The 24,382-nt window shown below is 69.5% G+C and carries 30 protein-coding genes; 16 read left to right on the top strand and 14 right to left on the bottom strand.

Features of this window, described 5'->3' with window-relative positions:
* The first annotated feature begins 18 nt into the window (after positions 1–18).
* The 6 genes from ACFZCY_RS07645 to ACFZCY_RS07620 all read left to right on the top strand — a co-directional run bounded on the left by ACFZCY_RS07645 (position 19) and on the right by ACFZCY_RS07620 (position 5,636).
* Complete coding sequence (locus ACFZCY_RS07645) at positions 19–1,239, top strand: cytochrome P450 (RefSeq protein ID WP_391170092.1); 1,221 nt, start codon at positions 19–21, stop codon at positions 1,237–1,239.
* An 89-nt stretch (positions 1,240–1,328) separates the two neighbouring features.
* Entirely contained in the window at positions 1,329–1,718 is a 390-nt protein-coding gene (locus ACFZCY_RS07640) for a hypothetical protein (RefSeq protein ID WP_391170091.1), read from the top strand.
* A 9-nt stretch (positions 1,719–1,727) separates the two neighbouring features.
* Positions 1,728–3,620: an alpha/beta hydrolase gene (locus ACFZCY_RS07635; protein ID WP_391170090.1), complete on the top strand. Its 1,893-nt coding sequence runs from the start codon at positions 1,728–1,730 to the stop codon at positions 3,618–3,620.
* The gene (locus ACFZCY_RS07630; protein WP_391170089.1) at positions 3,617–4,150 is read left to right on the top strand and encodes a hypothetical protein; all 534 of its coding nucleotides are present in this window, start codon (positions 3,617–3,619) and stop codon (positions 4,148–4,150) included. Before ACFZCY_RS07635 ends, ACFZCY_RS07630 begins: the two co-directional genes overlap by 4 nt.
* 34 nt (positions 4,151–4,184) lie before the next feature.
* Positions 4,185–5,054 (top strand): deoxyribonuclease IV, encoded by an 870-nt coding sequence (locus ACFZCY_RS07625; protein ID WP_391170088.1) that lies wholly within the window; start codon positions 4,185–4,187, stop codon positions 5,052–5,054.
* A 69-nt stretch (positions 5,055–5,123) separates the two neighbouring features.
* The gene (locus ACFZCY_RS07620; RefSeq protein WP_391170087.1) at positions 5,124–5,636 is read left to right on the top strand and encodes a DUF4396 domain-containing protein; all 513 of its coding nucleotides are present in this window, start codon (positions 5,124–5,126) and stop codon (positions 5,634–5,636) included.
* Between the two features lie 10 nt (positions 5,637–5,646).
* Here ACFZCY_RS07620 and ACFZCY_RS07615 read toward each other — a convergent pair whose 3' ends face one another.
* Positions 5,647–6,090, bottom strand: coding sequence for a MarR family transcriptional regulator (locus ACFZCY_RS07615; RefSeq protein ID WP_391170086.1), 444 nt, complete (start codon positions 6,088–6,090; stop codon positions 5,647–5,649).
* Positions 6,091–6,190: 100 nt separating this feature from the next.
* Between ACFZCY_RS07615 and ACFZCY_RS07610 the strand changes: the two genes are divergently transcribed.
* Positions 6,191–6,709, top strand: coding sequence for a phenolic acid decarboxylase (locus tag ACFZCY_RS07610; protein WP_391170085.1), 519 nt, complete (start codon positions 6,191–6,193; stop codon positions 6,707–6,709).
* A gap of 14 nt (positions 6,710–6,723) precedes the next feature.
* Here ACFZCY_RS07610 and ACFZCY_RS07605 read toward each other — a convergent pair whose 3' ends face one another.
* The gene (locus ACFZCY_RS07605; RefSeq protein WP_391170084.1) at positions 6,724–7,347 is read right to left on the bottom strand and encodes a molybdopterin-dependent oxidoreductase; all 624 of its coding nucleotides are present in this window, start codon (positions 7,345–7,347) and stop codon (positions 6,724–6,726) included.
* A gap of 158 nt (positions 7,348–7,505) precedes the next feature.
* Between ACFZCY_RS07605 and bfr the strand changes: the two genes are divergently transcribed.
* Positions 7,506–7,988, top strand: coding sequence for a bacterioferritin (gene bfr / locus ACFZCY_RS07600; RefSeq protein WP_391170083.1), 483 nt, complete (start codon positions 7,506–7,508; stop codon positions 7,986–7,988).
* 5 nt (positions 7,989–7,993) lie between these two features.
* Here bfr and ACFZCY_RS07595 read toward each other — a convergent pair whose 3' ends face one another.
* The 3 genes from ACFZCY_RS07595 to ACFZCY_RS07585 form a co-directional block, all read right to left on the bottom strand.
* The gene (locus tag ACFZCY_RS07595; RefSeq protein ID WP_391170082.1) at positions 7,994–8,239 is read right to left on the bottom strand and encodes a (2Fe-2S)-binding protein; all 246 of its coding nucleotides are present in this window, start codon (positions 8,237–8,239) and stop codon (positions 7,994–7,996) included.
* A 121-nt stretch (positions 8,240–8,360) separates the two neighbouring features.
* Entirely contained in the window at positions 8,361–9,710 is a 1,350-nt protein-coding gene (locus tag ACFZCY_RS07590) for a class II 3-deoxy-7-phosphoheptulonate synthase (RefSeq protein WP_391170081.1), read from the bottom strand.
* Between the two features lie 65 nt (positions 9,711–9,775).
* Positions 9,776–10,180 carry an ATP-binding protein gene (locus ACFZCY_RS07585; protein WP_391170080.1) on the bottom strand — a complete coding sequence of 135 codons (405 nt, stop codon included), beginning with the start codon at positions 10,178–10,180 and terminating at the stop codon, positions 9,776–9,778.
* 74 nt (positions 10,181–10,254) lie between these two features.
* Between ACFZCY_RS07585 and ACFZCY_RS07580 the strand changes: the two genes are divergently transcribed.
* Together ACFZCY_RS07580 and ACFZCY_RS07575 are read left to right on the top strand one after the other, a co-directional pair.
* Entirely contained in the window at positions 10,255–11,079 is an 825-nt protein-coding gene (locus ACFZCY_RS07580) for a Scr1 family TA system antitoxin-like transcriptional regulator (protein ID WP_391170079.1), read from the top strand.
* Positions 11,063–11,248: a DUF397 domain-containing protein gene (locus ACFZCY_RS07575; protein ID WP_391170078.1), complete on the top strand. Its 186-nt coding sequence runs from the start codon at positions 11,063–11,065 to the stop codon at positions 11,246–11,248. Before ACFZCY_RS07580 ends, ACFZCY_RS07575 begins: the two co-directional genes overlap by 17 nt.
* Before the next feature lie 591 nt (positions 11,249–11,839).
* On the opposite strand, the gene ACFZCY_RS07570 is transcribed toward ACFZCY_RS07575, so the two are convergent.
* Positions 11,840–12,136: a hypothetical protein gene (locus tag ACFZCY_RS07570; protein ID WP_391170077.1), complete on the bottom strand. Its 297-nt coding sequence runs from the start codon at positions 12,134–12,136 to the stop codon at positions 11,840–11,842.
* Positions 12,137–12,633: 497 nt separating this feature from the next.
* On the opposite strand from ACFZCY_RS07570, the gene ACFZCY_RS07565 reads away from it, so the two are divergent.
* From ACFZCY_RS07565 to ACFZCY_RS07550, 4 genes are all read left to right on the top strand, one after another.
* On the top strand, positions 12,634–12,996 hold the full coding sequence (locus ACFZCY_RS07565; protein ID WP_391170076.1) for a Uma2 family endonuclease: 363 nt from the start codon (positions 12,634–12,636) through the stop codon (positions 12,994–12,996).
* Positions 12,997–13,172: 176 nt separating this feature from the next.
* Positions 13,173–13,706 (top strand): hypothetical protein, encoded by a 534-nt coding sequence (locus ACFZCY_RS07560; RefSeq protein WP_391170075.1) that lies wholly within the window; start codon positions 13,173–13,175, stop codon positions 13,704–13,706.
* 15 nt (positions 13,707–13,721) lie between these two features.
* The gene (locus tag ACFZCY_RS07555) at positions 13,722–13,778 is read left to right on the top strand and encodes a trp operon leader peptide (RefSeq protein WP_106516695.1); all 57 of its coding nucleotides are present in this window, start codon (positions 13,722–13,724) and stop codon (positions 13,776–13,778) included.
* 95 nt (positions 13,779–13,873) lie between these two features.
* Positions 13,874–15,790 carry a chorismate-binding protein gene (locus tag ACFZCY_RS07550; protein WP_391170074.1) on the top strand — a complete coding sequence of 639 codons (1,917 nt, stop codon included), beginning with the start codon at positions 13,874–13,876 and terminating at the stop codon, positions 15,788–15,790.
* A gap of 81 nt (positions 15,791–15,871) precedes the next feature.
* On the opposite strand, the gene ACFZCY_RS07545 is transcribed toward ACFZCY_RS07550, so the two are convergent.
* From ACFZCY_RS07545 to ACFZCY_RS07525, 5 genes are all read right to left on the bottom strand, one after another.
* Complete coding sequence (locus ACFZCY_RS07545) at positions 15,872–16,258, bottom strand: DUF4267 domain-containing protein (RefSeq protein ID WP_391170073.1); 387 nt, start codon at positions 16,256–16,258, stop codon at positions 15,872–15,874.
* A 184-nt stretch (positions 16,259–16,442) separates the two neighbouring features.
* Positions 16,443–17,471 (bottom strand): ATP-dependent 6-phosphofructokinase, encoded by a 1,029-nt coding sequence (locus ACFZCY_RS07540; RefSeq protein ID WP_391170072.1) that lies wholly within the window; start codon positions 17,469–17,471, stop codon positions 16,443–16,445.
* A gap of 154 nt (positions 17,472–17,625) precedes the next feature.
* A complete protein-coding gene (locus ACFZCY_RS07535) occupies positions 17,626–18,309 on the bottom strand; it encodes a response regulator (protein ID WP_391170071.1) in 684 nt (227 codons plus the stop codon).
* Entirely contained in the window at positions 18,306–19,535 is a 1,230-nt protein-coding gene (gene macS, locus ACFZCY_RS07530) for a MacS family sensor histidine kinase (RefSeq protein ID WP_391170425.1), read from the bottom strand. Before macS ends, ACFZCY_RS07535 begins: the two co-directional genes overlap by 4 nt.
* Positions 19,536–19,600: 65 nt before the next feature.
* On the bottom strand, positions 19,601–20,371 hold the full coding sequence (locus tag ACFZCY_RS07525; RefSeq protein WP_391170422.1) for a 1-acyl-sn-glycerol-3-phosphate acyltransferase: 771 nt from the start codon (positions 20,369–20,371) through the stop codon (positions 19,601–19,603).
* Between the two features lie 126 nt (positions 20,372–20,497).
* On the opposite strand from ACFZCY_RS07525, the gene ACFZCY_RS07520 reads away from it, so the two are divergent.
* Positions 20,498–21,313 (top strand): alpha/beta fold hydrolase, encoded by an 816-nt coding sequence (locus ACFZCY_RS07520; protein ID WP_391170070.1) that lies wholly within the window; start codon positions 20,498–20,500, stop codon positions 21,311–21,313.
* Positions 21,306–21,968, top strand: coding sequence for a hypothetical protein (locus ACFZCY_RS07515; RefSeq protein WP_391170069.1), 663 nt, complete (start codon positions 21,306–21,308; stop codon positions 21,966–21,968). Before ACFZCY_RS07520 ends, ACFZCY_RS07515 begins: the two co-directional genes overlap by 8 nt.
* Positions 21,969–21,992: 24 nt before the next feature.
* On the opposite strand, the gene ACFZCY_RS07510 is transcribed toward ACFZCY_RS07515, so the two are convergent.
* From ACFZCY_RS07510 to ACFZCY_RS07500, 3 genes are read right to left on the bottom strand one after another with little or no spacing between them, the layout of a single operon-like run.
* On the bottom strand, positions 21,993–22,859 hold the full coding sequence (locus ACFZCY_RS07510) for an endonuclease/exonuclease/phosphatase family protein (RefSeq protein WP_391170068.1): 867 nt from the start codon (positions 22,857–22,859) through the stop codon (positions 21,993–21,995).
* A gap of 16 nt (positions 22,860–22,875) precedes the next feature.
* Positions 22,876–23,817, bottom strand: a complete 942-nt coding sequence (locus ACFZCY_RS07505; protein ID WP_391170067.1) for an ROK family glucokinase — start codon at positions 23,815–23,817, stop codon at positions 22,876–22,878.
* 57 nt (positions 23,818–23,874) lie between these two features.
* Positions 23,875–24,348 (bottom strand): DUF5304 family protein, encoded by a 474-nt coding sequence (locus ACFZCY_RS07500; protein WP_391170066.1) that lies wholly within the window; start codon positions 24,346–24,348, stop codon positions 23,875–23,877.
* Between the last annotated feature and the right edge of the window lie 34 nt (positions 24,349–24,382).

Genomic DNA, 24,382 nt, shown 5'->3' with positions numbered 1-24,382 from the left:
CGCCACGGAAGGATCCCGATGAGTCGAACGGTTCCCATCCCGCAGGGCCTCCCCCTGGAGCGCGACGCGGGCCCCTTCGACCCGCCCCGCCGGATCACCCGGCTGCGCGAGGCTCGCCCCGTCAGTCCCATGAACTTCCCCGATGGTCATGAGGGCTGGCTCGTCACCGGCTACGACGCGGTTCGCCGGCTCATGGCCGACACCCGGTTCAGCTCCCGCCGGGACATCGGCATTCCCCACGTGCCGTACGAGATCTCCGGCATGCCCGCCCCCACCGAGCCCGTGCCGCAGTCGCCGGGCCTGTTCATCTCCATGGACCCGCCGGACCACACCCGGCTGCGGCGCAAGCTCACCGGCGCCTTCACCGTCAAACGCATGAAAATGCTCGAAGAGCACATCATCGAGATCACCGAACGGCAACTGGACGAGCTGGCGCGCCTGACCCCACCGGTCGACCTGGTCCAGGAGTTCACGCTGCCGGTGCCCTCGCTGGTGATCTGCGAAATGCTCGGTGTCCCCTACGCGGACCGCGACACCTTCCAGGTCAACTCCGCCAAGATCATGGTCAAGGACCAGACGCTCGACAAGAAGATAGCCGCGTTCGGCGCGATGACCGCGTACCTGTCCGAACTGGTCACGCGCAAGCGCGCCGAACCCGGCGAGGACCTGCTGTCCGACCTGGCCCGGGATGACGACCTGACCATCGAGGAGCTGGCCGGCGTCGCCTTCCTGCTGCTGCTCGCGGGCCACGAGACCACCGCCAACATGCTGGGTCTTGGCACCTTCGCGCTCCTGGAGCACCCCGAGCAGCTGGCGGAACTGCGCGCCGACCCGGATCTGCTCCCCGACGCCGTCGAGGAACTCCTGCGCTACCTGTCCGTTGCCGACATCTTCTATCGCTACGCCACGGAGGACATCGAACTCGGCGGGGAAACAATCCGTAAGGGATCGACCGTCGTCGTCTCGCTACTGGCCGCCAACCGCGACCCCCAGCGCTTCGACAACCCCGACACCCTGGACATCCACCGCAAGGCCCGCGGCCACCTGTCCTTCGGCCACGGCGTCCACCAATGCCTCGGCCAGCAACTGGCCCGCATCGAGATGCGCGCCGGTTTCGACGGACTGCTGCGCCGCTTCCCGACCCTCCAGCTCGCCATCCCCGCGGACGAGGTGAGGCTCAAGACCGACATGAACATCTACGGCGTCCACGCCCTACCGGTCACCTGGACCGGCGTCTGAGTACGCACACTCATGGAGGCGTCCCGCCCGGCTCCCTACACTGAGGCCTCGATCACTGTCAGTCGCGTGGCGCTACAGAGGGGGAGCACATGTCGTTCAACGCCGAGTGGGGACGGGACGGCTCGGGAAAGCTGAAGTCCAGCAAGACCGCGTGGACGACGGCGGGCAGGGAGGTCGGCAGGCTTCGGGGGAACATCAGGACCGCGCTCACAAAGCTGGAGGAGGGGCAGAAGGGCCTCGGCGCGGGCGGCGAGACCGGCGGCAGCACCAAGAGCGGGGCGGCCCAGCGGGAGCTCTACCACTCCTGGACGCGCTACCTGAAGGGCGTGAGCGGCAAATGCGGCACCCTCCAGGACCGGCTGGAGAAGGCCGGGGATGAACACCACAAGAATGACGAGGCCACCAAGCACACGTTCGATCGACTGGACGGCGCATACAAGGACACGAAGCCGGTCGGCGGCAAGAGCCGGGGCAGGTGACGGGGAGCAGTGGATTACGCGACTCTCAAGTCCCTCAAGCCGTCGGAGTTCGAGGACGCCGCCGATGGCTATCAGTCCGTCAGCAACATGGCCGACCACGCCAGGGAGACGGTTGAGCGGCGGATCGCCGGCAAAATGCAGGCGGCTCTTGAGGGCGAGGCCGCTTCGGCAGCCCTCACTCAGTTACGGAAATTAGGGCAGAACTTCCATTACATCCAGGTGGAGTGCGGTCTCGTCAGTACGGCGCTGAACGCCATGGCAAGCGACTTCCGGGCAGCGAAGAACAAGCTCGACTCCGCTGTGGCCGATGCGCAGGAGCAGAAGCTCACGGTGAACGCGGATGGCTCGGTGAGCTATCCGGCGGGGGGCGAGAAGGGCGAGGACGGCAAGACTCCGGAGGGCGGAAAGGTCTCCGGCATCGCAAAGCCATCGCCGAAGGGGCCGCTCTCGGACGCCGATGATTCGTCGGACGCGGCCAGGTCCGTGGCCCGACAGGCAGCCAACCTTGACCCCAACCCGAACCATGCCCGGGCCCTGGAGTGCGCCGACCGCATCGCCCAGGCGATCCAGGAGGCGGCGGAAGCCGACGAGTTGTGGGCCCCGAAGCTGCGGTCGCTGAAGGCCGATGACGATCTGACGGTCTCCGATGACGACTGGATCGACACCAAGAAGGACACCGGAGGCGTCAGGACGGCCGCGAAGGACTACCTGGACGCCATCAGGGTCAGGCCCAAGAACGGCGATCCCAAGTTGACCGCCCAGTGGTGGAAGGGTCTGTCCAAAGATCAACAGGAAGCCCTGATCGCTCTGGACCCGGCCGGCCTGGGCAAGACGGACGGACTTCCCGCCGAAGTCCGCGACGAGGCGAACCGCACCGTACTGAGCGAGGCACGCGCCCAGTACCAGACGGAGCGGGACGCGATCCCGTCCGAGCCCACGAAATTCAGGTCTCTCGGCCCCAAGGTCGAGGCGGTGTACACCGACGAATGGCTCGCCTGGCACCACAAATACGAGAATCGAGCCAAGCAGCTGGACAAGGCGCTGGCCGGCATGGACAACATCGAGAAGCGCTTCGAGAGGACGGGGACGAATAACCTTCCCGAGGCGTATCTCCTCGGGTTCGATCCCTTTGCGAATACCGACGGCAGGGTCATCATCGCCAACGGCAATCCGGACACCGCCGACCACACCGCAACGTATGTACCGGGCTCGAAGACGGATCAGACCAACATCGGTGACGAGCTGGACAAGAGCGAGACGTTATGGCGGGAGAGTTCCGCTCTGCGCCCCAAAGATTCCGTGTCGACGATCACGTGGTTCGACTACAACGCTCCACGCTCAGTGAAACCTATGATTGAACACGACGTTCTCCCCGAAGCCATGTCCGATGATCAAGCAGCTGAAGGAGCTCCACGCCTCCGACAATTCCTCGACGGCAATGCGGCGGCACACGAGACGGCCACGGGAGAAAAGGGGCACAGCACGCTCATGGGCCACAGTTACGGCACTACGGTCATAGGTGACGCCGCCAAGGTCGATCCTCCCTACCATGAGGGTTGGGCCGCCGATCCCCTGCCGGTGGATGACGTGATGACGGTAGCCAGCCCTGGCGTGCAGGCAACGTCGCCAGGCGACATGGGCCTCGACCCCAAACACTTCTGGGCGATGGCTTCCCCGGACGACACTGTACCGGGCTGGGGTAAGTCGGCCGGGCTCGGCGAGGACAGGATCGTGCCCTCGGATTCGGAGTTCGGCGCCAATATCATGACGACGGACACCGAGGGCCATGGCGGATACTGGAATTACAACAGCGGTGGGGCCTCGAAGAGTCTGACAAATCAAGCCGGTGTCATTGTGGGCGAGTATGACGAAGTTCAACTGAAGCAGGAGGCTCGCGAGTGACTCTGCCGGGCGGAAAGAAGGTTTGCGCAAGTCTGGCGCTACTGGGCGCCCTGATGCTGACGGTGGGGTGTTCCTCGGTGGACGACAAGTCGAGCGGACTGGGCTATGAACCACAGGTCCGCAAAAGTCGAGCAGTGGAAGAGGAAGTCGGCACGCTCTCCAGCAGGCTGCTCGAGATGCTGAAAATCAAGGGAAAGGTGACCGACCTTGCCCCCATGGCCAGCTCCTGCCAAGTAGGCGGCGACGACACGAAAAAGTATCGCAGCGTTCGACACCCCTGGTCCATTTACGACGTGGACAACAAGACCCTTGAGAAGGGCATGAACAACCTCGCGGACCAGTTGCCGCAGCAGGGATGGCGGGTCGTGAAGGACGGGCCGGACGCGAGCAAGAATCGAAACCGGGAGATTCTTGCTGTTCACCCCAAAACGCATACCCAGATGGAAGCCACCTTCAGGAAGCGAGACGACCCGATCATTTCGTTCGCCGTGTACTCCCGATGCTTCCGCGACCCTGGCCACTCCTCCTGACGGAGCCCCCTGGGTGGGCTGGGATGCTGGAGGGGTGAGTACGAACCGCAGCCGCAACCCCATCGGCGGCCACATCCGCGTCGCCGGTGGCCTCGCCACCACCGGCCTTCCGCACGCGCGCGACATCGGCGCCGAGGCCGTGCAGGTCTTCGTCGCCAATCCGCGCGGCTGGGCCACGCCGACCGGCACCCCGGCCCAGGACGAGGCGTTCCGCGCCGGGTGCGCCGAGCGGTCGGTGCCGGTGTACATCCACGCCCCGTACCTGATCAACTTCGGTTCGCACACCGAGGCCACCGCCGAGCGCTCCGTCGATTCGCTGCGGCATTCGCTCCGCCGCGGCCGGGACATCGGGGCGCTCGGGGTCGTCGTGCACACCGGTTCGGCGACCGGCGGGCGGGCGCGGGGGACGGCGATGGCGCAGGTGCGGGAGCGGGTGCTGCCGTTGCTGGACGAGCTGACGCATGACGACGACCCGCCCCTGCTGCTGGAGCCGACCGCGGGGCAGGGCACATCCCTGTGCGCGCTGGTGGAGGATCTCGGCCCGTACTTCGAGGCGCTGGACCGGCATCCGAAGCTGGGCGTCTGCCTCGACACCTGCCATGTCTTCGCCGCCGGTCATGACCTGGCCGCCCCCGGCGGGATGAAGCAGACGCTGGACGAGCTGGTGGACGTCACCGGCGCGGGGCGGCTGAAGCTGATCCACGCGAACGACTCCAAGGACGTGGTCGGCGCGCACAAGGACCGGCACGCGAACATCGGCGCCGGGCACATCGGCGAGGAGCCCTTCCGGGAGCTGTTCACGCATCCGGCGACGCAGGGGGTGCCGCTGGTGATCGAGACCCCGGGCGGGACCGAGGGGCACGCGGCGGACGTCGCACGGCTCAAGGCCCTGCGGGACGGATAACGGCACACCCGTTGAGGAATACCCCCCAGGGGTATAGCGTTCCTTCTGCCGAAGGATCGCTACTACCCCATGGGGGCATCCGACATGGATCACATGGAGCACCACGCGCACGGCGAAACCGGCCACGGCCACCACCACGGCCCCGCACCCGCCGACTGGCCCATGGCCGCCCAGGCCACCCTGCACTGCCTCACCGGCTGCGCCATCGGCGAGATCCTGGGCATGGCCATCGGCACGGCTCTGGCCTGGCACAACGCCCCGACCATGATCCTGGCGATCGTGCTGGCCTTCGTCTTCGGCTACTCCCTCACGATGCGCGGCGTCCTCCGCGCGGGGCTCGACCTGCGGAGCGCACTACGGGTCGCCCTGGCGGCGGACACCGTATCGATCATCGTGATGGAGCTGGCGGACAACGGAACGATCCTGCTGTTCCCGGGCGCGATGGACGCGACCCTCTCCGACGCCCTGTTCTGGCTGAGCCTGGCCCTGTCCTTCGCGGTCGCCTTCGTCATCACCACGCCGGTCAACAAGTGGATGATCGGGCGCGGGAAGGGCCACGCGGTGGTGCATCAGTACCACTGACCCGGCCCGGTCACCCCTCCCCCGGCGCCTCCGCCTCCAGGGCGATGAGCAGATCGTCCAGCACGGGCAGCGCCCGCTCCAGCGCCTCGCGGCTCGACGGGGCGAGGCCGTCCAGGGCCCGGCGCAGGGCGGCCGTGCTGGTGCGGTCGTAGGCGTCGAGCATGTCCAGCGCCTTGGGCGAGGCGGTCAGCCGGACGGTGCGCAGGTCGACGGTGGAGGGGGTGCGCTCGACCAGGCCGGCGGCGGTCATCGTTCGGACCAGATTGCTCACGGTGGACGGCGCGACGCGCAGGCGGGACGCGACCTCACGCGGGGTCGCGTCCCCCGCGGCGAGCACCCGCAGCAGCTCGATCTGGGCCTCGGGCAGTTCGGGGAGCCCTGCGGTGTGGCGGGTGCGCAGGACGGCCCTGCGCAAGGGGCCGAGGAGTCGGCCGAACTCAGTCGCGGTGTCCATGGACCCCATTCTGCCGGGGCCACTGGTTTTGCCTCAAAACAGTTTTGTTGCAAAATGGAGAGGTGACCCTGGATCCCACCCCGAGGAGGCAGTACAAACCATGACCACCGTCGCCGGCCCCGTCCCCCCGCAGGACCTCTCCGGGATCGTCGGACACCGCTTCATCTACACCTACGCCAACGGCTGGCAGTACGAGATGTACGTGAAGAACGACCACACCATCGACTACCGCATTCACTCCGGCATGGTCGGCGGCCGCTGGGTCAAGGACCAGCACGTGGATCTGGTCCAGCTGGACGACGACAGCTTCAAGGTCTCCTGGAACGAGCCCACCGGCACCTCCGTCTCGGTGAACGTCATGCCGCGCAAGCGCCGTCTGCACGGCGTGATCTTCTTCCCGCACTGGGTCGAGGAGCACGGCGAGCGGACCGTCTGCTACCAGAACGACCACCTCGACGCGATGCGCGCCTACCGCGACCAGGGCCCGACGTACCCGGTGTACGTCGTCCCCGAGTTCGCCAGGATCACCCTCTTCGAGCACGTCGGCGCGGACGACGAATCGGTCATCGCGACAGCGCCCGGCGCCCTCCCCGAGGGCTGGTCCAGCCGCACCAACTGAGCGGCACGGCGGCCCTACAGCTCGGGGCCGTCGCCCGGCTCCTCCTGGTACGTGTAGCGCTGCTCGCGCCAGGGGTCGCCGACGTTGTGGTAGCCGCGCTCTTCCCAGAAGCCGCGCCGGTCGGCGGTCATGTACTCGACGCCGCGGACCCATTTCGGGCCCTTCCACGCGTAGAGGTGCGGAACGATCAGCCGCAGCGGGAAGCCGTGCTCGGCGGTCAGCAGCTCGCCGTCCTTGTGAGTGGCGAACATGACCGCCTCGGTCATGAAGTCCGACAGCCGCAGATTCGAGCTGAAGCCGTACTCCGCCCACACCATGACGTGCGTGACGTCGGGCGCCGGCGGCGCGAGCTCGATGATCTCGCTCGCCGCGACGCCGCCCCATTCCGCGCCCAGCATGGAGAACTTGGTGACGCAGTGCAGATCGGCGACGACCGTCGAGTAAGGCAGGGCGGAGAACTCCTCATGCGTCCAGCGGCGCTTCTCCCCGTCCGCGGTCGCGCCGAAGACCCGGAACTCCCAGCGGTCCGGCCGGAATTTCGGGACCGGTCCATAGTGCGTAACCGGCCACCCGCGCTGCAGTCGCTGGCCCGGAGGCAGCTGCGCGAGCTCTCCCTCACGGTGCTCCGGCTGACCCATGGACTCCATGCTCTCAGACCGCCGGGGGTGGTCGGGACCAGGGCATGCGGCGCCGGGGCAACTCGCACTAAGCGTGCCCTTGCTGGACGCCCCAGCTGCGACGATGCAACGATGCCGGAACCTGGCATTCCCCCTTCTGATGGGAAGGAGCCCCTTCGATGCAGGGCGACCCCGAGGTTCTGGAATTCCTCAACGAGCAGCTGACCGGCGAGCTGACGGCCATCAATCAGTATTTCCTGCATTCGAAGATGCAGGACAACAATGGCTGGACACGACTGGCCGCATACACCCGGTCGGAGTCGTTCGATGAGATGAAGCACGCGGAGATGCTCACCGACCGGATCCTCCTTCTGGATGGTCTCCCCAATTATCAGCGGCTCTTCCACGTCCGGGTGGGCCAGACGATCACCGAGATGTTCCAGGCCGACCGCCAGGTGGAGGTCGAGGCCATCGACCGGCTCAAGCGCGGCATCGAGCTGATGCGGTCCAAGGGCGACATCACCTCGGCCAACATCTTCGAGAGCATCCTCGCCGACGAGGAGGAGCACATCGACTACCTCGACACCCAGCTCGCACTGATCGAGAAGCTGGGCGAGCCGCTCTACATCGCCCAGCAGATCGAGCAGCCGAGCGGCAGCTGACGCGGCTAGGCGGCTTCGGCGGCCTCGACCGTCGCGGCGGCGGCAGCAGCAGGCAGCGTGACGGGCTCCAGCGGGGCGTCACGGCGCGGGCACCCGCCCCGGCCCAGCAGCGCCTGGATCTTGCGTACGCAGGAACCGCAGTCCGTGCCCGCCTTGCAGGCACCGGCGATCTGGCGCGGGGTGCACGCGCCCTTGGCGGCGTGCTCGCGCACCTGCTTCTCGGTGATGCCGAAGCATGAGCAGACGTACACGGGCAGACTCTCCAGCGTTGATCAATAAGGTAACCCTTACCTTACCTGCCATGCCGGAGCCTTACAACGCCGCGGGGCGCGGATCGATGTGATCCGCGCCCCACAGGCATAGAAATGATCTCTACTGGTCCCGGTACATCTCCGCGACCAGGAACGCCAGGTCCAGCGACTGGCTGCGGTTCAGCCGCGGGTCGCAGGCCGTCTCGTAGCGCTGGTGCAGATCGTCGACGAAGATCTCGTCGCCGCCGCCCACGCACTCCGTGACGTCGTCACCGGTCAGCTCCACATGGATGCCACCCGGGTGGGTGCCCAGCTCCTTGTGGACCTCGAAGAAGCCCTTGACCTCGTCCAGCACGTCGTCGAAGCGGCGCGTCTTGTGGCCCGACGCGGCCTCGAAGGTGTTGCCGTGCATCGGGTCGCAGATCCACGCCACCTGCGCACCGGACGCGGTGACCTTCTCCACCAGGTGCGGCAGCTTGTCGCGGACCTTGTCCGCGCCCATCCGCGTGATGAAGGTGAGGCGGCCCGGCTCCCGGTCCGGGTCGATCTTCTCGATCAGCGTCAGCGCCTCTTCGGGCGTGGTCGTCGGGCCGAGCTTCACACCCACCGGGTTACGGATCTTCGACGCGAACTCGATGTGCGCCCCGTCCAGCTGCCGGGTGCGCTCGCCGATCCACACCATGTGGCCGGACACGTCGTACAGGTCGCCGGTCCGCGAGTCGGTGCGGGTCATCGCCGACTCGTAGTCCAGGATCAGCGCCTCGTGCGACGAGAAGAACTCGACGGTCTTGAACTCCTCCGGGTCCACCCCGCAGGCGTTCATGAAGTTCAGCGCCCGGTCGATCTCGCGCGCCAGCGCCTCGTAGCGCTGCCCCGAGGGGGACGACTTCACGAAGTCCTGGTTCCAGGCGTGCACCTGCCGCAGATCGGCGTAGCCGCCGGTGGTGAAGGCGCGGACCAGGTTCAGCGTCGAGGCCGACGCCTGGTACATCCGCTTCAGCCGCTGCGGATCCGGGATCCGCGCCGCCTCCGTGAACTCGAAGCCGTTGACCGAATCCCCGCGGTACGTGGGCAGGGTGACCCCGTCGCGGGTCTCGGTCGGCTTCGAGCGCGGCTTGCTGTACTGGCCGGCGATCCGGCCGACCTTCACCACCGGGACGGACCCGGCGTAGGTCAGCACGGCGCCCATCTGCAGGAGCGTCTTCAGCTTGTTACGGATGTGGTCGGCGCTCACACCGTCGAAGGCCTCGGCGCAGTCACCGCCCTGCAGCAGAAACGCCTCGCCCCGGGCCACGGCCCCCAGACGGTGCCGCAGCTGGTCGCACTCGCCCGCGAAGACGAGCGGCGGATAGGCCTCGAGCTCAGCGATCACATCGCGCAGAGCCTCTTGGTCCGGCCAGTCAGGCTGCTGCGCCGCGGGAAGGGACTGCCAGGTGTTGCCACCGGCGTGGGATTCAGCGTTCACGGTCACCCGGACAAGGTTACGGGGTCTTCATCCGTGTCCAGCCCGCCGCCCACGGTATGAGACGCCCCGCCTCACGCTTTGAGCTCGAACCACACCGTCTTCCCCGGCGCCCCCGGGGTTCGCTCCACGCCCCACGCGTCCGTGACCAGCTCCACCATCGCCAGCCCCCGCCCGTTCTCGTCCCACGGCCCCGCGGCGCGCTTCGCGGGTACGGCGGTCGAGCTGTCCCCTACCTCGACCCGCAGCTTCCCCTCCTGCGCGAGCAGCGCCACGGTGCAGCTCCGGTCCGGCACGTGCTTGATCACGTTGGCGAGGAGCTCCGTCACGGCGAGCCCGGCGGGCTCGGCCAGGTGCGGCATGTCCCACATGGCGAGGTACGTACGGACGATACGGCGGATGTGGCAGGCCGCGTGCGCGGACAGCGCGGTGAAGTTCAGGTGGTAGTGGGGCGGTGGGTACGCAATGTCTTCGTTCACGCCACAAGGATGGATTCAGACGATTACCGTGGGCTACCTCGCGAACACAACGTGCTGGTTGTTGGGGGGCTGTCATGCCGAACATCCGAAAGCTGGACCCGACTACGTCTCCGATGCATCACCTCGGTGCGGAGCTACGCCGGTACCGGGAGGCCGCGGGCCTCACCCAGGATCAGTTGGGCGGGAAGGTGTACTGCACGGGTTCGCTCATCGGCCAGTACGAGACGGCGCGGAAGATTCCGACGCGGCGGTTCACGATGCAGCTGGACGACGTGCTGAACACGGGTGGCGCGTTGCTGAGGCTGCTGGATATGGCGCTGTGTTTCCAAGTGCCGCTGCAAGCCAAGGAAATCGACGACCTGGAGGCGGAGGCCGCCCAGGCGTACTTCTTCGAGCCGTCAGTGGTGCATGGCCTTCTCCAGACCAAGGGGTACGCGCAGGAGGTGCTCGGTGTCCTCCACAAAGACGAGCTCAGCGCCAAGCTGGCGAACCGACTGGATCGTCAACTCATCCTGGAGCGGCAGAACCCGGCGCTGATCTGGGTGATTCTCGGCGAAGCCGCGCTGCATCAGGTCGTCGGCGGCCGGGAGATCATGCGAAGCCAACTCGCCCATCTGTTGGCCTTCCGCGACCACAGAGCAGTACACATCCAGGTGCTGCCCTTCACCGCTGGCGCACACGTGGGTCTCACAGGTGCGTTCACTCTCTTCCGCTTCCGCAACGGGCCAGATCTCGCCTTCAGCGAGGGTTACGAAGCTGGCCACTTGACCGCGAATCCGGAGGACATCACCGCCCGCACGCTCCGTTACGCTCACCTCCAGGCTGCCGCCCTGTCCATCCAGGACTCGGCAGATCTCATCGCCCGCGTAATGGAGGAACGCTATGGAACGCAGTCCTAAGTGGCGCAAGTCCAGCTACAGCAGCGACCAAGGCCAATGCGTCGAGGTCGCCGAGATACCCGGCCGGGTGGCCGTCCGCGACTCCAAGAACCCCGACGGGCCCGTCCTGCTCCTCTCCCCCGCCGCTTTCGGCGACTTCGTCACCGCGACAGCGAACGGCGAACTCTGATCCCGAAGGCGCGGCTTTCGTCGCGCCTTCGGCGATGGAGCATTGGCAGGGCCCGGTGGCCACGCCGCGCCGTCGCCGTCTGACGGCATTGCGGTGGCTTTGGTCCACACCAGCGGTGCATCTGACGCATCAACACGACCCAAACGCACCGCAAGTGGCCCGGCACACCACGGCCGGTGACATTGAGGCAGCTTACGGACACCGCCACGCCGGAAAACCACGGTGCCGGTGTCTGTGAACCACCTCAACCGGGTTCTGGGGTGCCCCTGACGCACCCGCAGCCCGACACCGCCCACGCCACGAGGGCGCGGAGCCGCCACCGGCCCCAGCCAGAGCGAACCGCCCGAAGGCAACGGCGGGCTGCGGCCCCCACCGCCCCTAATGCTCCAATCACCGGAACCGAGACGAGACCCGCACCCGGCATCCGGCCAGGGCGCCACCGGCCGTTCCGCCCACCCACGACGCCCACGAGGCGCACGACGCCCACGAGGCCCACAAGACACTCCGGGGCCGTGTGCTCCGCCCTCCGGCGGAGCACACGGCCCCGGACTCACAGCTCACAGCTCACCTCACAGCCCCGAGCGCACCGGCCTACTTGCTGATGTGCTCCATGCACAAGGTGAACTGCGGCCTGCCGTTCCGCGTCAGCTGGTACGTGGCGTACTGCGGATCGCAGGTGTAGTCGAGCGCCTCGCGCTGCTTCACCTTGTAGTCCGCGGTGGCGCCACCGCAGTCCACGATGGTGAGGTCCGGGTCGCTCTCGGAGCCCTTGTTCTGGAGGCAGTCACCGACGTCGGCGGCGGACGCGCTGGTGCTGTCCGTGTTGGGGCTGGTCGGACTGGAGCTGTCGTGGTCGCCCACGGCGTACCAGATGCCGTAGGCGATCACGGCCAGCGGGATAGCGATCAGACGGATCTTCGTCTGACGGCTGAGGCGGCCGAAGCGGCTGGGCCGGGGCGGAGGCGGCGGGGCGGGCGCGCCCGGGTGGGGCTGGCCGTACTGCGGCTGACCATACGGCTGCTGGCCGTACTGGGGCTGACCGTACGGGTACGGCTGCTGCGCCGGGTAGGAAGGGCTGTGGCCCTGGGGCGGCGGTGCGTTCGTGGACAGAGCGGTTCCCCCTGTTGAAGAGCATGGCGATGACCACACATCAGACCGATACGCGGGCCCTGTAACTTAACGGCCCCCACCGACAGCCCCGGCGCCCGGGGTGGCGGCCTCCACACCGTCCACACACACGGAAGGGAACCGTGCCGCAGCCATGAGCACCGCACCGCCTCCCGGCGGCTTCACCGCCGAGGACTCCTGCGGCTGCCTGGACTTCCCCCCACACACCGAGCTCCCGGCAGGCACCGGGCGGGTTGCGGGCCGATCGTGAGATAACCGTGCGGCTCACCAAGCGCCAGGCTCCCGAGCCGGACGTCGTCGTGGTGACCAGCGAGGCGTACGAGCGGGACGAGCCGTCCACGTACTACCTCCCGGAGGACGTCGTGCTGGCCGTCGAGGCCGTGTCGCCGGACTCGGAGGAGCGGGACCGCGACGCCAAGCCCCGGAAGTACGCGAAGGCGGGCATCCGGCACTACTGGCGGGTGGAGAACGACAAGGGGCGCACCGTGGTCTACGTCTACGAGCGCGACCCGGCCACGGAAGGCTTCTCCTCGACCGGCATCCACCACAACCAGCTCAAGGTCACGACGCCCTTCACCCTCGACATCGACCTCACCTCCGTCGGCAGGCGTTCCGCATAACGAAGGTCCGTACCAAGCACACACGAGACGCCTTGCGCAAGGACGGGCGTTCGGGCGTCCGTCAGCCACTTACGGCCATACCGTGAAGAAGCCGCGATGGAACCGTGCCTTCCTCGGACGCTGTTCGGGTGACCGGCCCGCCCCCGTGGCCGGTCCCCATCCGAAGGAGTAGTCCCATGAGGAAGTTGCTCCGCCGCGGTGCCGCCGCCTTCGCGGCCGCCGCCTCGCTCGTACTGATGTCGCTGGGCGCCACACCCGCCCAGGCGGACTCGTCCGCCATCCCGTCCGGGATGACGTGGACCGTGCTCGCCAAGGGCAACGGCACCATCCGGGTCGGCGCCGACTCCGCGACCGACGCGTACAACGGCGACACCGCCGCCACCGCGACGCTGCCCATGCTGTGCCTGAGAGTCAGCGGCAGCGCCGTGCCCGCCGGGATCACTCCGGACTTCTACGCGGGCTGGGCGCGCGGCACCGTCGCCGCGACGCCGCCCGTGCTGGGCAAGTCGCTGACCAGCCGGGCGACGGCGGACGCCGTATGCGCGCAGTACTACGGCGCGGACTGGCGGATGGCCGAGTTCCACGACGGCCGCTACGGCGCCAACCTGGAGGCCAGCGGTGGCTGGTCCTTCTGGGCGTACGGCTACGTACCCGACGGCACCCGCTTCTGGGCGGCGATCAACGACCAGCCCGCCAACCCGTGGAACTGAGGTAGAGTCCGGACCATGTTCGCGCGACTGACCATGACCTGGTGGTGGACCGCTCATCCGGCGGCCCACTGAATCGCGCGCACTGAGACAGACTCACGCGAAGGCCGCCCGAGGGGCGGCCTTCGGCGTTTCCGCGGGTCGTTCCTCCTCTCCGGAAGGAACCCGCCATGCACAACGCAGACGCCCAGGCCGTCGTCGCCCGGCTGCTCGCCGACGACTGCCCGCCCTTCGCCCTGCTGCACCGCCGTACGCCCGGCCATGCGCCCGACACCGTGGACGTGCTCATCGGCCCGGCCGGTGAGGTGGAGCGGCTGACCGACATCCCGCTGCCGACCGGGGCGCCGGAGGGCGGCGGCGCGGTGAGCGACGCGCTCGCGCTGGTGCCGTTCCGGCAGATCCGGGAGCGGGGGTTCGACGTCCGGGACGACGGGACGCCGCTGGCCGTACTGCGGCCCGAGACCACGTACGCGCTGCCGCTCGCCGAGCTGCTGGACGCACTGCCCGCGCACGACGTGCGGGTCGAGGGCGGGCGCTTCGATGTCGACGACGACGCGTACGCGGAGATCGTGAGCCGGGTCATCGAGGACGAGATCGGCACCGGTGAGGGGGCGAACTTCGTCATTCGACGGACCTTTCAGGGGGAGATCCCGGGGTTCGCGAGTACCGACGCGCTCGCGCTCTTCCGGCGGCTGCTCGCCGGTGAGCGGGGCGCGTACTGGACGTACGTCGTACGGCTGGGCGGCGGGCGGACGCTGGTGGGGGCCAGCCCGGAGGTGCACGTACGGATGTCCGGGGGCACGGTCGTGATGAACCCGATCAGCGGGACGTACCGCTATCCGGCGGGCGGCGCGACGGCGGAAGGGCTGCTGGAGTTCCTGCACGACCCGAAGGAGGTGGAGGAGCTGTCCATGGTCGTGGACGAGGAGCTGAAGATGATGTGCACCGTCGGCGACATGGGCGGTGTCGTCGTCGGACCGCGGCTCAAGGAGATGGCGCACCTCGCGCACACCGAGTACGAACTGCGCGGGCGGTCCTCGCTGGACGTACGGGACGTGCTGCGGGAGACGATGTTCGCGGCGACCGTCACCGGCTCACCCGTGCAGAACGCGTGCCGCGTGATCGAGCGCTACGAGCCGGAGGGCCGCGGCTACTACGCGGGGGCGCTCGCGCTCATCGGACGCGACGGCGGCGGCGCCCAGACCCTCGACTCGCCGATCCTCATCCGCACCGCCGACATCGACGGCGACGGCGTGCTGCGGGTACCGGTCGGGGCGACGCTGGTGCGCCACTCCGACCCGCGCGGGGAGGTCGCCGAGACCCACGCCAAGGCAGCCGGGGTGCTGACCGCGCTGGGTGTGCGGGAGGCGCCCGTACGGGCCGGGGCGGGCCCGCGCCCCCGGCTCGCGGACGATCCGCGGGTGCGGGCGGCGCTGGACGCGCGGCGGGCGGACCTGGCGCCGTTCTGGCTGCGGATGCAGTCCGCGGAGGGGTTGCTGTCCGGGCACGCGCTGGTGATCGACGCCGAGGACACCTTCACGGCGATGCTCGCGCATCTGCTGCGGATGGCGGGGCTGACGGTGACGGTGCGGCGGTATGACGAGCCGGGCGTGCGGGGCGCCGCGCTGGCGCACGAGGGGCCCGTCGTGCTCGGCCCCGGGCCGGGGGACCCCGGTGACTCCACGGACCCGAAGATGCGGTTCCTGCGGGGGCTCACGGCGGAGTTGGTGGCCGGGCACCGGCACGGGCTGCTCGGGGTGTGCCTGGGGCACGAGCTGATCGCGGCGGAGCTGGGGCTGGAGATCGTACGGAAGGACGTGCCGTTCCAGGGGGCGCAGGAGCGGATCGACTTCTTCGGGCGCCAGGAGACGGTGGGCTTCTACAACACTTTCACCGCGCGGTGCGATGAGGGCGTGGAGGCGGAGTTGGCGATGCACCGGGTGGAGCTGAGCCGGGACGCGGTGAACGGGGAGGTGCACGCCCTGCGGGGGCCGGGCTTCGCCGGGGTGCAGTTCCACCCGGAGTCGGTGCTGTCGCGGAACGGGGCGGTGCTGGTGGCGGACCTGCTGGCGGCTGTGCGGGTCTGACACCGAGATGCCCGCCGAGGGGAGCACCGGAGTGCTCCCCTCGGCGGGCATCCCCTCGCGGGGGAGCGTCGGTGGCCGCGGTCAGGACAGCAGCAGCACGGCGCCGGCGGCGGCCATGACCACAGTGGTGGTGGCGTGGATGCCGAGGTACGCCTTGGCGGGTCCGCCGCTGAGCTTCGTGATGAGCGTGTCCCCGAGCGTGACGAGTGAGCCGGCCAGCATCATCCAGCCGCGCAGGTGCGTGCCTGCGCCGAGCAGCACGATCAGCAGGAAGAGGCCGTAGCCGATGTCGCGGACGGCCAGGACGGACAGCCAGGCGCGGACGCTGGGGTCCTCGGTGCGGGTGCCGGGTATACCGAAGTCCGCCGCGGCCTCCGGGACCCACAGGCTGCGGGCGCCGATGAGGATGATCCCGACGGCGATCGCCCAGGTGATCACGGTGGCGGCGGTGGTGGCGGCGGTAGGCATGGCAGGTGTTCCCCTCTCGTCGCGGCGCCGACCCCCTGTCGAGCGCCGCTCAACCTGCTAGCAATGCTAGACATAGCGAGAGCCCGATGTCTAGCACTGACAGAATTTCTCTCAGGCGCGACCACCGAAAAGCACTGCTCCCGCCGGGCGACGCACCGGCGGGAGCAGCGGACTTGAGGAACCGTCAGCCGAAGAAGACCTCCGCCTCCGCGTACAGCGACGGGTCCACCGTCTTGAGGCGGGCCGTCGCCTCGGCCAGGGGGACGCGGACGATATCGGTGCCGCGCAAGGCGACCATCTTGCCGAAGTCCTGGTCCCGGACGGCATCGATCGCGTGGAGGCCGAAGCGGGTGGCCAGCCAGCGGTCGAAGGCACTGGGGGTGCCGCCGCGCTGCACGTGACCCAGGACGGTCGTACGGGCCTCCTTGCCGGTGCGCTTCTCGATCTCCTTGGCCAGCCACTCCCCGATACCGGAGAGCCGCACGTGACCGAAGGAGTCCAGGGACTCGTCCTTGAGCACCGCGTCGCCCCCCTTCGGCATCGCGCCCTCCGCGACGACGACGATCGGGGCGTAGCGGATCTTGAAGCGGGATTCGACCCAGGCGCAGATGCGGTCGACGTCGAAACGCTGCTCGGGGATGAGGATGACGTTGGCGCCGCCGGCGAGTCCGGCGTGGAGGGCGATCCAGCCCGCATGGCGGCCCATCACCTCCACCACCAGCACCCGCATATGGGATTCGGCGGTGGTGTGGAGGCGGTCGATGGCCTCCGTGGCGATGTTGACGGCGGTGTCGAAGCCGAAGGTGTAATCCGTGGCGGAGAGGTCGTTGTCGATGGTCTTGGGAACGCCGACGCAGGCGATTCCGTAGTCGCCGGAGAGCCGGGAGGCGACGCCGAGGGTGTCCTCGCCGCCGATCGCGATGAGCGCGTCGACCTCCTGCTTGGCCAGGGTCTCCTTGACCCGGCGGATGCCGTCCTCGCTGTTGAAGGGGTTGGTGCGGGACGAGCCGAGGATGGTGCCCCCGCGCGGCAGGATGCCGCGTACCGCGCGGATGTCGAGGGGAACGGTGTCGTTCTGGAGGGGACCGCGCCAGCCGTCCCGGAAGCCGACGAAGTCGTAGCCGTATTCCTTCACGCCCTTGCGCACGACGGCGCGGATGACCGCGTTGAGCCCGGGGCAGTCACCGCCGCCGGTCAGCACTCCGACCCGCATCCTTTTCATCCCTTCTGCCGCTGAAATCCCGAGATTGGGCCCGGTACGGGGCCACGCTAACGGTGATCCAGGTCACAGGGGATGGGGCGGAAAGCGATTCCCGCTCCGCCCAGGGGAGTTGGTTTTGAACTTCACCCGTTCGAGCGGGTGGGCCTCAGGCGTCGTCGAGCCCGGCCTCGATGGCGTACCGGACCAGCTCCACCCGGTTGTGCAACTGGAGCTTGCCCAGGGTGTTCTGGACGTGGTTCTGCACGGTGCGGTGGGAGATCACCAGGCGCTCGGCGATCTGCTTGTACGAGAGCCCCTTGGCCACCAGCCGCAGCACCTCCGTCTCCCGCTCGGTGAGCTGCGGGGCGACCGGCTGGTCGGCGGTGACGGGGGCGGGCTCGCTCGCCAGCCGCCGGTACTCGCCGAGCACCAGACCGGCGAGGCCCGGGGTGAAGACGGCGTCACCGACGGCGGTACGGCGCACCGCGTCCAGCAGCTCCTCGGTACTGGCCGACTTCACCAGATAGCCGGTGGCGCCGGACTTGACCGCCTCCAGGACGTCCGCGTGCTCACCGCTCGCGGAGAGCACCAGCACCCGCAGCGTGGGGTGGGCGGCGACGACCTCCTTGCAGACCTCGACGCCGGGCAGCCCGGGCAGGTTGAGGTCGAGCACCAGGACGTCGGGCTCGGCGGCCTTGGCCCGGCGGACCGCCTGCGGCCCGTCCCCGGCGGTGGCCACCACGTCGAACCCGGCCTCGGCCAGGTCGCGGGCGACGGCGTCGCGCCACATCGGGTGGTCGTCCACCACCATCACGGTCACCGGCCGTGCGGCTTCCCGGTCGTCGGTCATCGTGCAGTCGTCCCTTTCCCACTCGCCGCAAGCTTCGGAACCGTCAGCTCCACCTCGGTGCCCTGGCCCGGCGCCGAGATCCACTCGGCGGTGCCGCCGAGGTCGCGCAGCCGGCCCCGGATCGACAGGGCGACCCCGAGCCGTCCCTCCCGCTCGGCGTCGGCGAGCCTGCCCTCCGGGATGCCGGGCCCGTCGTCCCGGACGGTGACCATGACCGCGCCCGGCTCGTCCTCCAGCAGGATCCAGGCCCGGGCCCCCTCGCCCGCGTGCACCCGTACATTGTCCAGCGCCGCACCGACAGCGGCCGCCAACTCCCCCGCCGCGGCCGCCGGGAGGATCACCGGGGCACCCGGTTCGGAGAAGGTGACCTGCGATCCGGCGTGCGGGGCGAGCAGGGCTCGCAGATCGCAGGGTTCGTCGGCGTCCTCGGGCAGCTCGGGCCGAGGGGCGGCGGCGACGGGAGCGGACGGTGGTTGCGGGTCCGTGGCATCCGTACGGTCGTCGGCCGCGCCGCGCGGCGGGGTGACCAGACCGGTGGCCACCAGCGAGCGCAGCGCGATCTCCTGCTCCCCCGCCATCCGGCCCAGTTCGGCCGCCTCGCCGCCGATCGCGGCGCCCCGCCGCTGCACCATGGCCAGCACCTGGAGGACGCTGTCGTGGATGTCCCGGGCCAGCCGCTCGCGTTCGCGGGTCGCCGCCTCGATGCGCAGCGCGCGGGCCAGGGTGCGCTCACTGGCGCGGGCGACCTCCACGACGTACCCGATGGCCACGCTCGCCACCCACACCAGCATCAGCATGTGGACGGTGTCCTGGGCGAACCCGCCGCGCTCGATGATGTTCGCCGCGCACACGATCGTCGACGCCCACGCGGCCCACCGCCAGCCGCCCTTGATGGCGAAGCCGAGGACCGCGCCCGCCGTCCATATGGACGGCAGCGTGGGCGTGCCCTCGGCGATCCGGTCGTGGGTGTCGACCAGCGGGGTGAGCAGGATGCCGGTGATCGCGACCGCGAGGTCGCCGATCAGGAAGCGCCGGGTGCAGCGCTCGGCGGAGGAGACCATACGGAACGTCAGCGCCGTCCATACGGTGAGCACCGCCATATAGGCGGCGGCGCCCATCGGACGGTCGTAGCCGTAGAAGGAGTAGACGAAGAGACAGAGCGCGTAGATCAGCGTGAGCACCCGGTAGGCGGTCAGCGCCTGCCACAGCGGCTGCTCCACGGACATGCGTACGACACGCTCGCGCTTGGGCTGCGGCGCCAACTTCCCCCCACCCCCGGGTCCGGCGCGCTTTACGCCCCGGTCTTGTCCTTGCCCTTGTCCTTGTCCTTGTCCGCAGTCGTCTCGGCCTTCTCGGCTTTCTCGGCCTTCTCGGCCTGCTTCCGGGCCGCCTCCGCGTCCGCGATCTGCCGCTTGGCGGCGGTCGCGTAGATGTCGACGTACTCCTGGCCGGACAGCTTCATGATCTCGTACATGACCTCGTCGGTCACCGAGCGCAGGATGAAGCGGTCGCCGTCCATGCCGTGGTAGCGGCTGAAGTCCAGCGGCTTGCCGATCTTGATGCCGGGACGCATCAGCTTGGGCATCACCTTGCCCGGCGGCTGGATCTTCTCGGTGTCGATCATCGCGACCGGGATCACCGGCGCGCCCGTCGCCAGCGCGACGCGCGCCAGACCGCCGGGCTTGCCGCGGTAGAGCCGGCCGTCCGGGGAGCGCGTGCCCTCCGGATAGATGCCGAACAGCTCACCGCGCTTGATGACCTCGATGCCGGCCTTGATCGCGGCCTCGCCCGCGCCCCGGCTTCCCGAGCGGTCCACCGGCAGCTGGCCGACGCCCTTGAAGAACGCGGCCGTCAGCCTGCCCTTGATCCCCGGAGTGGTGAAGTACTCCTGCTTGGCGATGAAGGTGACCTTCCGGTCGAGCATCGCGGGCAGGAAGAAGGAGTCGGAGAAGGAGAGGTGGTTGCTCGCGAGAATGGCCGGCCCCTCGTCGGGGACGTTCTCCAGTCCCTCGACCCAGGGCCGGAAGGCGAGCTTCAACGTCCCACCCACCGACAGCTTCATTGCACCGTAGAACAACCGAGAACCTCCTGTATCCGACGAGGAGACCTTAACCTGCCTACCCCCGGTGCGGCGCGCCGCGTACGCTGAGGTCCCGTTGACCGCTTCACCACCGAACGGAGATCCGTGGTGCCGCTCCTCCCCGGAGCCGAGCCGTTCCGCCACGACGGCGGAGAGATCGGCGTCCTCGTCTGTCACGGCTTCACCGGTTCCCCGCAGTCGGTGCGCCCCTGGGCCGAGCACCTGGCGCGGCGCGGGCTGACCGTCTCGCTTCCGCTGCTGCCCGGCCACGGGACCCGCTGGCAGGATCTCGCGGTCACCGGGTGGCAGGACTGGTACGCCGAGGTCGACCGGGAGCTGCGGGCGCTGCGCGAGCGGTGCGCCCGGGTCTTCGTCTGCGGGCTGTCGATGGGCGGCGCGCTGGCGCTGCGGCTGGCCGCCCAGCACGGCGCGGGGATCAGCGGTGTCGCCGTCGTGAATCCGGCCAACCGGATCCACGATCCGCTGGCCGTGGCTCTTCCGGTGCTGCGTCATCTGGTGCCCTCCGTCAAGGGGATCGTGAGCGACATCGCCAAGCCGGGTTCCCAGGAATGCGGATACGACCGGATGCCGTTGCACGCCGTGCACTCGATGCGCCGCTTCTACCGGGTGGTCGACGCCGAACTGCCGCAGGTGACCCAGCCGCTGCTGGTGATGCACAGCCCGCAGGACCATGTGGTGCCGTCGGCCGACTCCGAGCGCATCCTCAGCCAGGTCTCGTCCCGGGACGTCACCGAACGGCTGCTGGAGCACAGCTACCACGTGGCGACGCTGGATTACGACGCCGAGTTCATCTTCGAGGAGACGGACACGTTCATCACCCGGTTGACCGCGGGTATGGGACAGGACAACGGGGGACATCCCGGGGACATCAGCGGGAGGGAGGGGGCAGCGGCCAGTGGCTGAGCGCGATTCGAACGAGAACGAGGCGGGGGCGCGCCGGGACGACGATGCCGCCTTCGCGGCGATCGTCGCCGCGTACGGGGAGGAGCCGCCGGACCCGCCGGGCGCGGAGCGGTGGCCCGCGGCCGAGAATCTGACCGAGAAGTGGGGCCGCGAGGACTCCCGGCGTGAGGACCCGCTGGGCGAGCTGGACGACGGGCCGGAAGACCGGTTCGAGGACGACTTCGACCCCGACGTCGAGGACGAGCGCCCGGGCGCGGCGGCGCCGGACGCCCTCACCAAGACGGAGAAGCCCGACACGAAGGGCGACAAGCCCGTCGGCAGCTTCATCGTGTATGCGCCGGGCGTGGGCCCGCGCGACTGGGACGCCGAGGAGCCCTCCGAGAGCGACTTCGACGAGACCGACGAGGGCCATTTCGTCCCGCCCGAGCCGCCGCCGCTCCCGGAGTCCGACACCACGTCCCGGTTCGCCTGGCTGGGCGTGCTGGGCGGGCCGCTGCTGCTGCTCGGCGTGGTGCTGTTCCGGGTGGAGCTGACCTGGTGGATCACGACGCTGGGCGTCGGCGGCTTCCTGGGCGGCTTCGTCACGCTGGTCATGCGGATGAAGGACAGCGACGACGAGGAGGACGAGGACCCCGGCCGGGGTGCCGTCGTCTGAACCTCTCGGCTGATCGGCTGACGTTTACGCGGACGACGCGGGCGTGCGGGGCAGCCGGAGCGCGGCCAGGACCGGGAGGTGGTCCGTGGCCGCCCGCAGGTCGGCGTCGTCGACGCCGGGCAGCCCGGACGGCACCCCGCAGCCGATGATCTCGATGCCGTCGGTCGCGAACAGCGCGTCGATGCGGCGGCGCGGATCGCCCGGGTCGAAGGTGGCCTCGCTCCCCCACGGCTCGGTGGCCCAGCCGTCCCGCAGCGTTCCGGCGATACGGCGGAAGGCGCGGCCGTCGGGCTGCTCATTGATGTCACCGGCGGCGACGGCGTACGGCACGCCGAGCGCGGCGATCCGGTCCAGCAGCATCCCGGCCTGGTCGTAGCGCTCGGCCGCGGCCAGGCTCAGATGGCAGCTGATGACCCCGAGCCGGATGGCGCCGGTGCCGCCCGTGCCACCCGTGCCACCCGTGCCACCCGTGCTTTCGGCGCCGCCCGTGCTTTCGGTGCCACCCGTGCCTTCGGGGTCCCGGTGGCCGCCGCCGAAGCGCAGCACGGCGGTGGCGAAGCCACGCCGGTGCAGGCCGGGGACGCGGGGCAGCAGGATGTCCTCGGACCGCTCGACGTGGGCGCGCAGCGAGGTGAGGATCATGGGTCCGGCGGCGGTGGCCCCGCCCGTGGCGTAGACGAGGCCGGTCTCCCGGGCCAGCCACGCGGCGGCCTTGCGCCAGCGGAAGAAGCGCGGCGCCTCCTGGACGCAGACCACGTCGGGGGCGCAGGCCCGGATCACCCGGGCCAGCGCCTCGCGGTCGTCGCGCAGCGAGCGGACGTTGTAGCTGAGCACCCGCACCACGGCCGCGTCCGGGCCGGTGGTGGAGGCGGGCAGATCCGCGAGCACCACGCTCCCCCCTTGAACGTCAGCCCTGGCGTGCGAGGTCGGCGGCGCCGACGAGCCCGGCCTTGCCGCCGAGCTGGGCGGCGAGGACCTGGGCGTGCGGCCGCCACTGATTGCCGACCAGCCAGCGGCGGAACGACTTGCGGATCGGCTCCAGGACGAGATCGCCCTCGTCGGAGACCCCGCCGCCGACGATGAACGCCGAGGGGTCGAAGAGCGAGGCGAGGTCGGCGAGCCCGGCCCCCGCCCAGCGGGCCAGCTCGCGGAAGGAGTCGATGGCGACCGGATCGCCCTGGCGGGCGGCGTCGCTGATGTGCTTGCCCTCGATGTTCTCGGCGGTGCCGTCGCCGAGGCCGAGCAGGATCTCGGCGTTCTCCGGGGTGGCGGCGGCACGCTGCTTGGCGTAGCGGACCAGGGCGCGGCCGGAGGCGTACTGCTCCCAGCAGCCCTGGCTGCCGCAGCCGCACAGCAGACCGTCGGGGACGACCCTTATGTGGCCGAACTCGGCCGCGACGCCGAAGCGGCCGCGGTGCAGCTTGCCGCCGATGATGATGCCGCCGCCGAGGCCGGTGCCGAGCGTGATGCACACGACGTCGTCGTGGCCCGCTCCGGCGCCGAACCGGTACTCGCCCCACGCGGCCGCGTTCGCGTCGTTCTCGACGACGACGGGCAGGCCGACGCGCTGCTCGACCTTGTCCTTCAGCGCCTCGTGCCGCCAGTTGATGTTGGGCGCGAAGAGCACGGTGGCGCGCTTGTCGTCCACATAACCGGCCGCGCCGATGCCGACGGCCTCGATGTCATGACCGGTGCTGACGTCGCGCACGGCGTCCGCGATGGCGTCGACGACTCCCTCGGGGGTCGGCGGGGTCGAAACCTGGCTCGTTTCGAGAATCGAGCCCTCTTCGTCGACCACGCCGGCCGCGATCTTCGTGCCGCCGATGTCGACGCCGATGGTGAGTCCCATGAGTCCCTCAGTTATTTGGTCGAACCCCGCCACGGCTAACGGTACCGGAGGTAGCGCTCAATCGAGGTCGATGTGTTCACTACTCGAACTCTGACTTTCGTCCCCGCCGGACGTCCGCCCGCTGTCGCCGCTCTGGGCCCAACGCTGCTCCTGGCCCGTCACGGCGGCCCGGTAGGCGGCGAGCAGTTCGCTTCCGGCGCTGGCGAGATGCTCGAATACGTCGGGATTGCGCTCGATGACCGGTTCGACGGCCGCCTTCGCTCCTGCGATCAACTGTTGTACGGCCCCCTCCACCGCCGTACCGGCGAGCGGGGTCTGCAGCCCGGCCAGCTTCTCCGCGACGGCGTCGGCCAGCTTGCGCAGCTCCTCGGCGGCGCTGCCCGGCTCCTCGCCGCCCCCGCGGGCCTGCCGCCGGGCCTTCTCGGCGGCCAGGTCCTCGGCGCAGGCGCGCTCCCAGGCGTCGGGGTCGATCTCGGTGACCGGTACGTCGGTGCCCGGGGCGTCTGCGGGGCGCTCGGTGGCATCGCTCATGGCGAACTCCTGCGGCGGGGAGGCTGGCTGCCCG

Origin of the sequence: Streptomyces sp. NPDC007983 (genome assembly GCF_042958345.1) — a bacterium.
Lineage (GTDB): Bacteria > Actinomycetota > Actinomycetes > Streptomycetales > Streptomycetaceae > Streptomyces.
The sequence above is the reverse complement of the archived record's forward strand: the minus strand, read 5'-3'. Positions and strand labels throughout refer to the sequence as shown.

Bases quoted from the DNA above. Each gene is read 5' to 3' on its own strand.
- ACFZCY_RS07645 (WP_391170092.1), top strand. From the start codon at position 19: ATGAGTCGAACGGTTCCCATCCCGCAGGGCCTCCCCCTGGAGCGCGAC.
- ACFZCY_RS07640 (WP_391170091.1), top strand. From the start codon at position 1,329: ATGTCGTTCAACGCCGAGTGGGGACGGGACGGCTCGGGAAAGCTGAAG.
- ACFZCY_RS07620 (WP_391170087.1), top strand. From the start codon at position 5,124: ATGGGGGCATCCGACATGGATCACATGGAGCACCACGCGCACGGCGAA.
- ACFZCY_RS07615 (WP_391170086.1), bottom strand. From the start codon at position 6,090: ATGGACACCGCGACTGAGTTCGGCCGACTCCTCGGCCCCTTGCGCAGG.
- ACFZCY_RS07610 (WP_391170085.1), top strand. From the start codon at position 6,191: ATGACCACCGTCGCCGGCCCCGTCCCCCCGCAGGACCTCTCCGGGATC.
- ACFZCY_RS07605 (WP_391170084.1), bottom strand. From the start codon at position 7,347: ATGGGTCAGCCGGAGCACCGTGAGGGAGAGCTCGCGCAGCTGCCTCCG.
- bfr (WP_391170083.1), top strand. From the start codon at position 7,506: ATGCAGGGCGACCCCGAGGTTCTGGAATTCCTCAACGAGCAGCTGACC.
- ACFZCY_RS07580 (WP_391170079.1), top strand. From the start codon at position 10,255: ATGCCGAACATCCGAAAGCTGGACCCGACTACGTCTCCGATGCATCAC.
- ACFZCY_RS07575 (WP_391170078.1), top strand. From the start codon at position 11,063: ATGGAACGCAGTCCTAAGTGGCGCAAGTCCAGCTACAGCAGCGACCAA.
- ACFZCY_RS07560 (WP_391170075.1), top strand. From the start codon at position 13,173: ATGAGGAAGTTGCTCCGCCGCGGTGCCGCCGCCTTCGCGGCCGCCGCC.
- ACFZCY_RS07550 (WP_391170074.1), top strand. From the start codon at position 13,874: ATGCACAACGCAGACGCCCAGGCCGTCGTCGCCCGGCTGCTCGCCGAC.
- ACFZCY_RS07545 (WP_391170073.1), bottom strand. From the start codon at position 16,258: ATGCCTACCGCCGCCACCACCGCCGCCACCGTGATCACCTGGGCGATC.
- ACFZCY_RS07540 (WP_391170072.1), bottom strand. From the start codon at position 17,471: ATGCGGGTCGGAGTGCTGACCGGCGGCGGTGACTGCCCCGGGCTCAAC.
- ACFZCY_RS07535 (WP_391170071.1), bottom strand. From the start codon at position 18,309: ATGACCGACGACCGGGAAGCCGCACGGCCGGTGACCGTGATGGTGGTG.
- macS (WP_391170425.1), bottom strand. From the start codon at position 19,535: ATGTCCGTGGAGCAGCCGCTGTGGCAGGCGCTGACCGCCTACCGGGTG.
- ACFZCY_RS07525 (WP_391170422.1), bottom strand. From the start codon at position 20,371: ATGAAGCTGTCGGTGGGTGGGACGTTGAAGCTCGCCTTCCGGCCCTGG.
- ACFZCY_RS07505 (WP_391170067.1), bottom strand. From the start codon at position 23,817: ATGGGACTCACCATCGGCGTCGACATCGGCGGCACGAAGATCGCGGCC.
- ACFZCY_RS07500 (WP_391170066.1), bottom strand. From the start codon at position 24,348: ATGAGCGATGCCACCGAGCGCCCCGCAGACGCCCCGGGCACCGACGTA.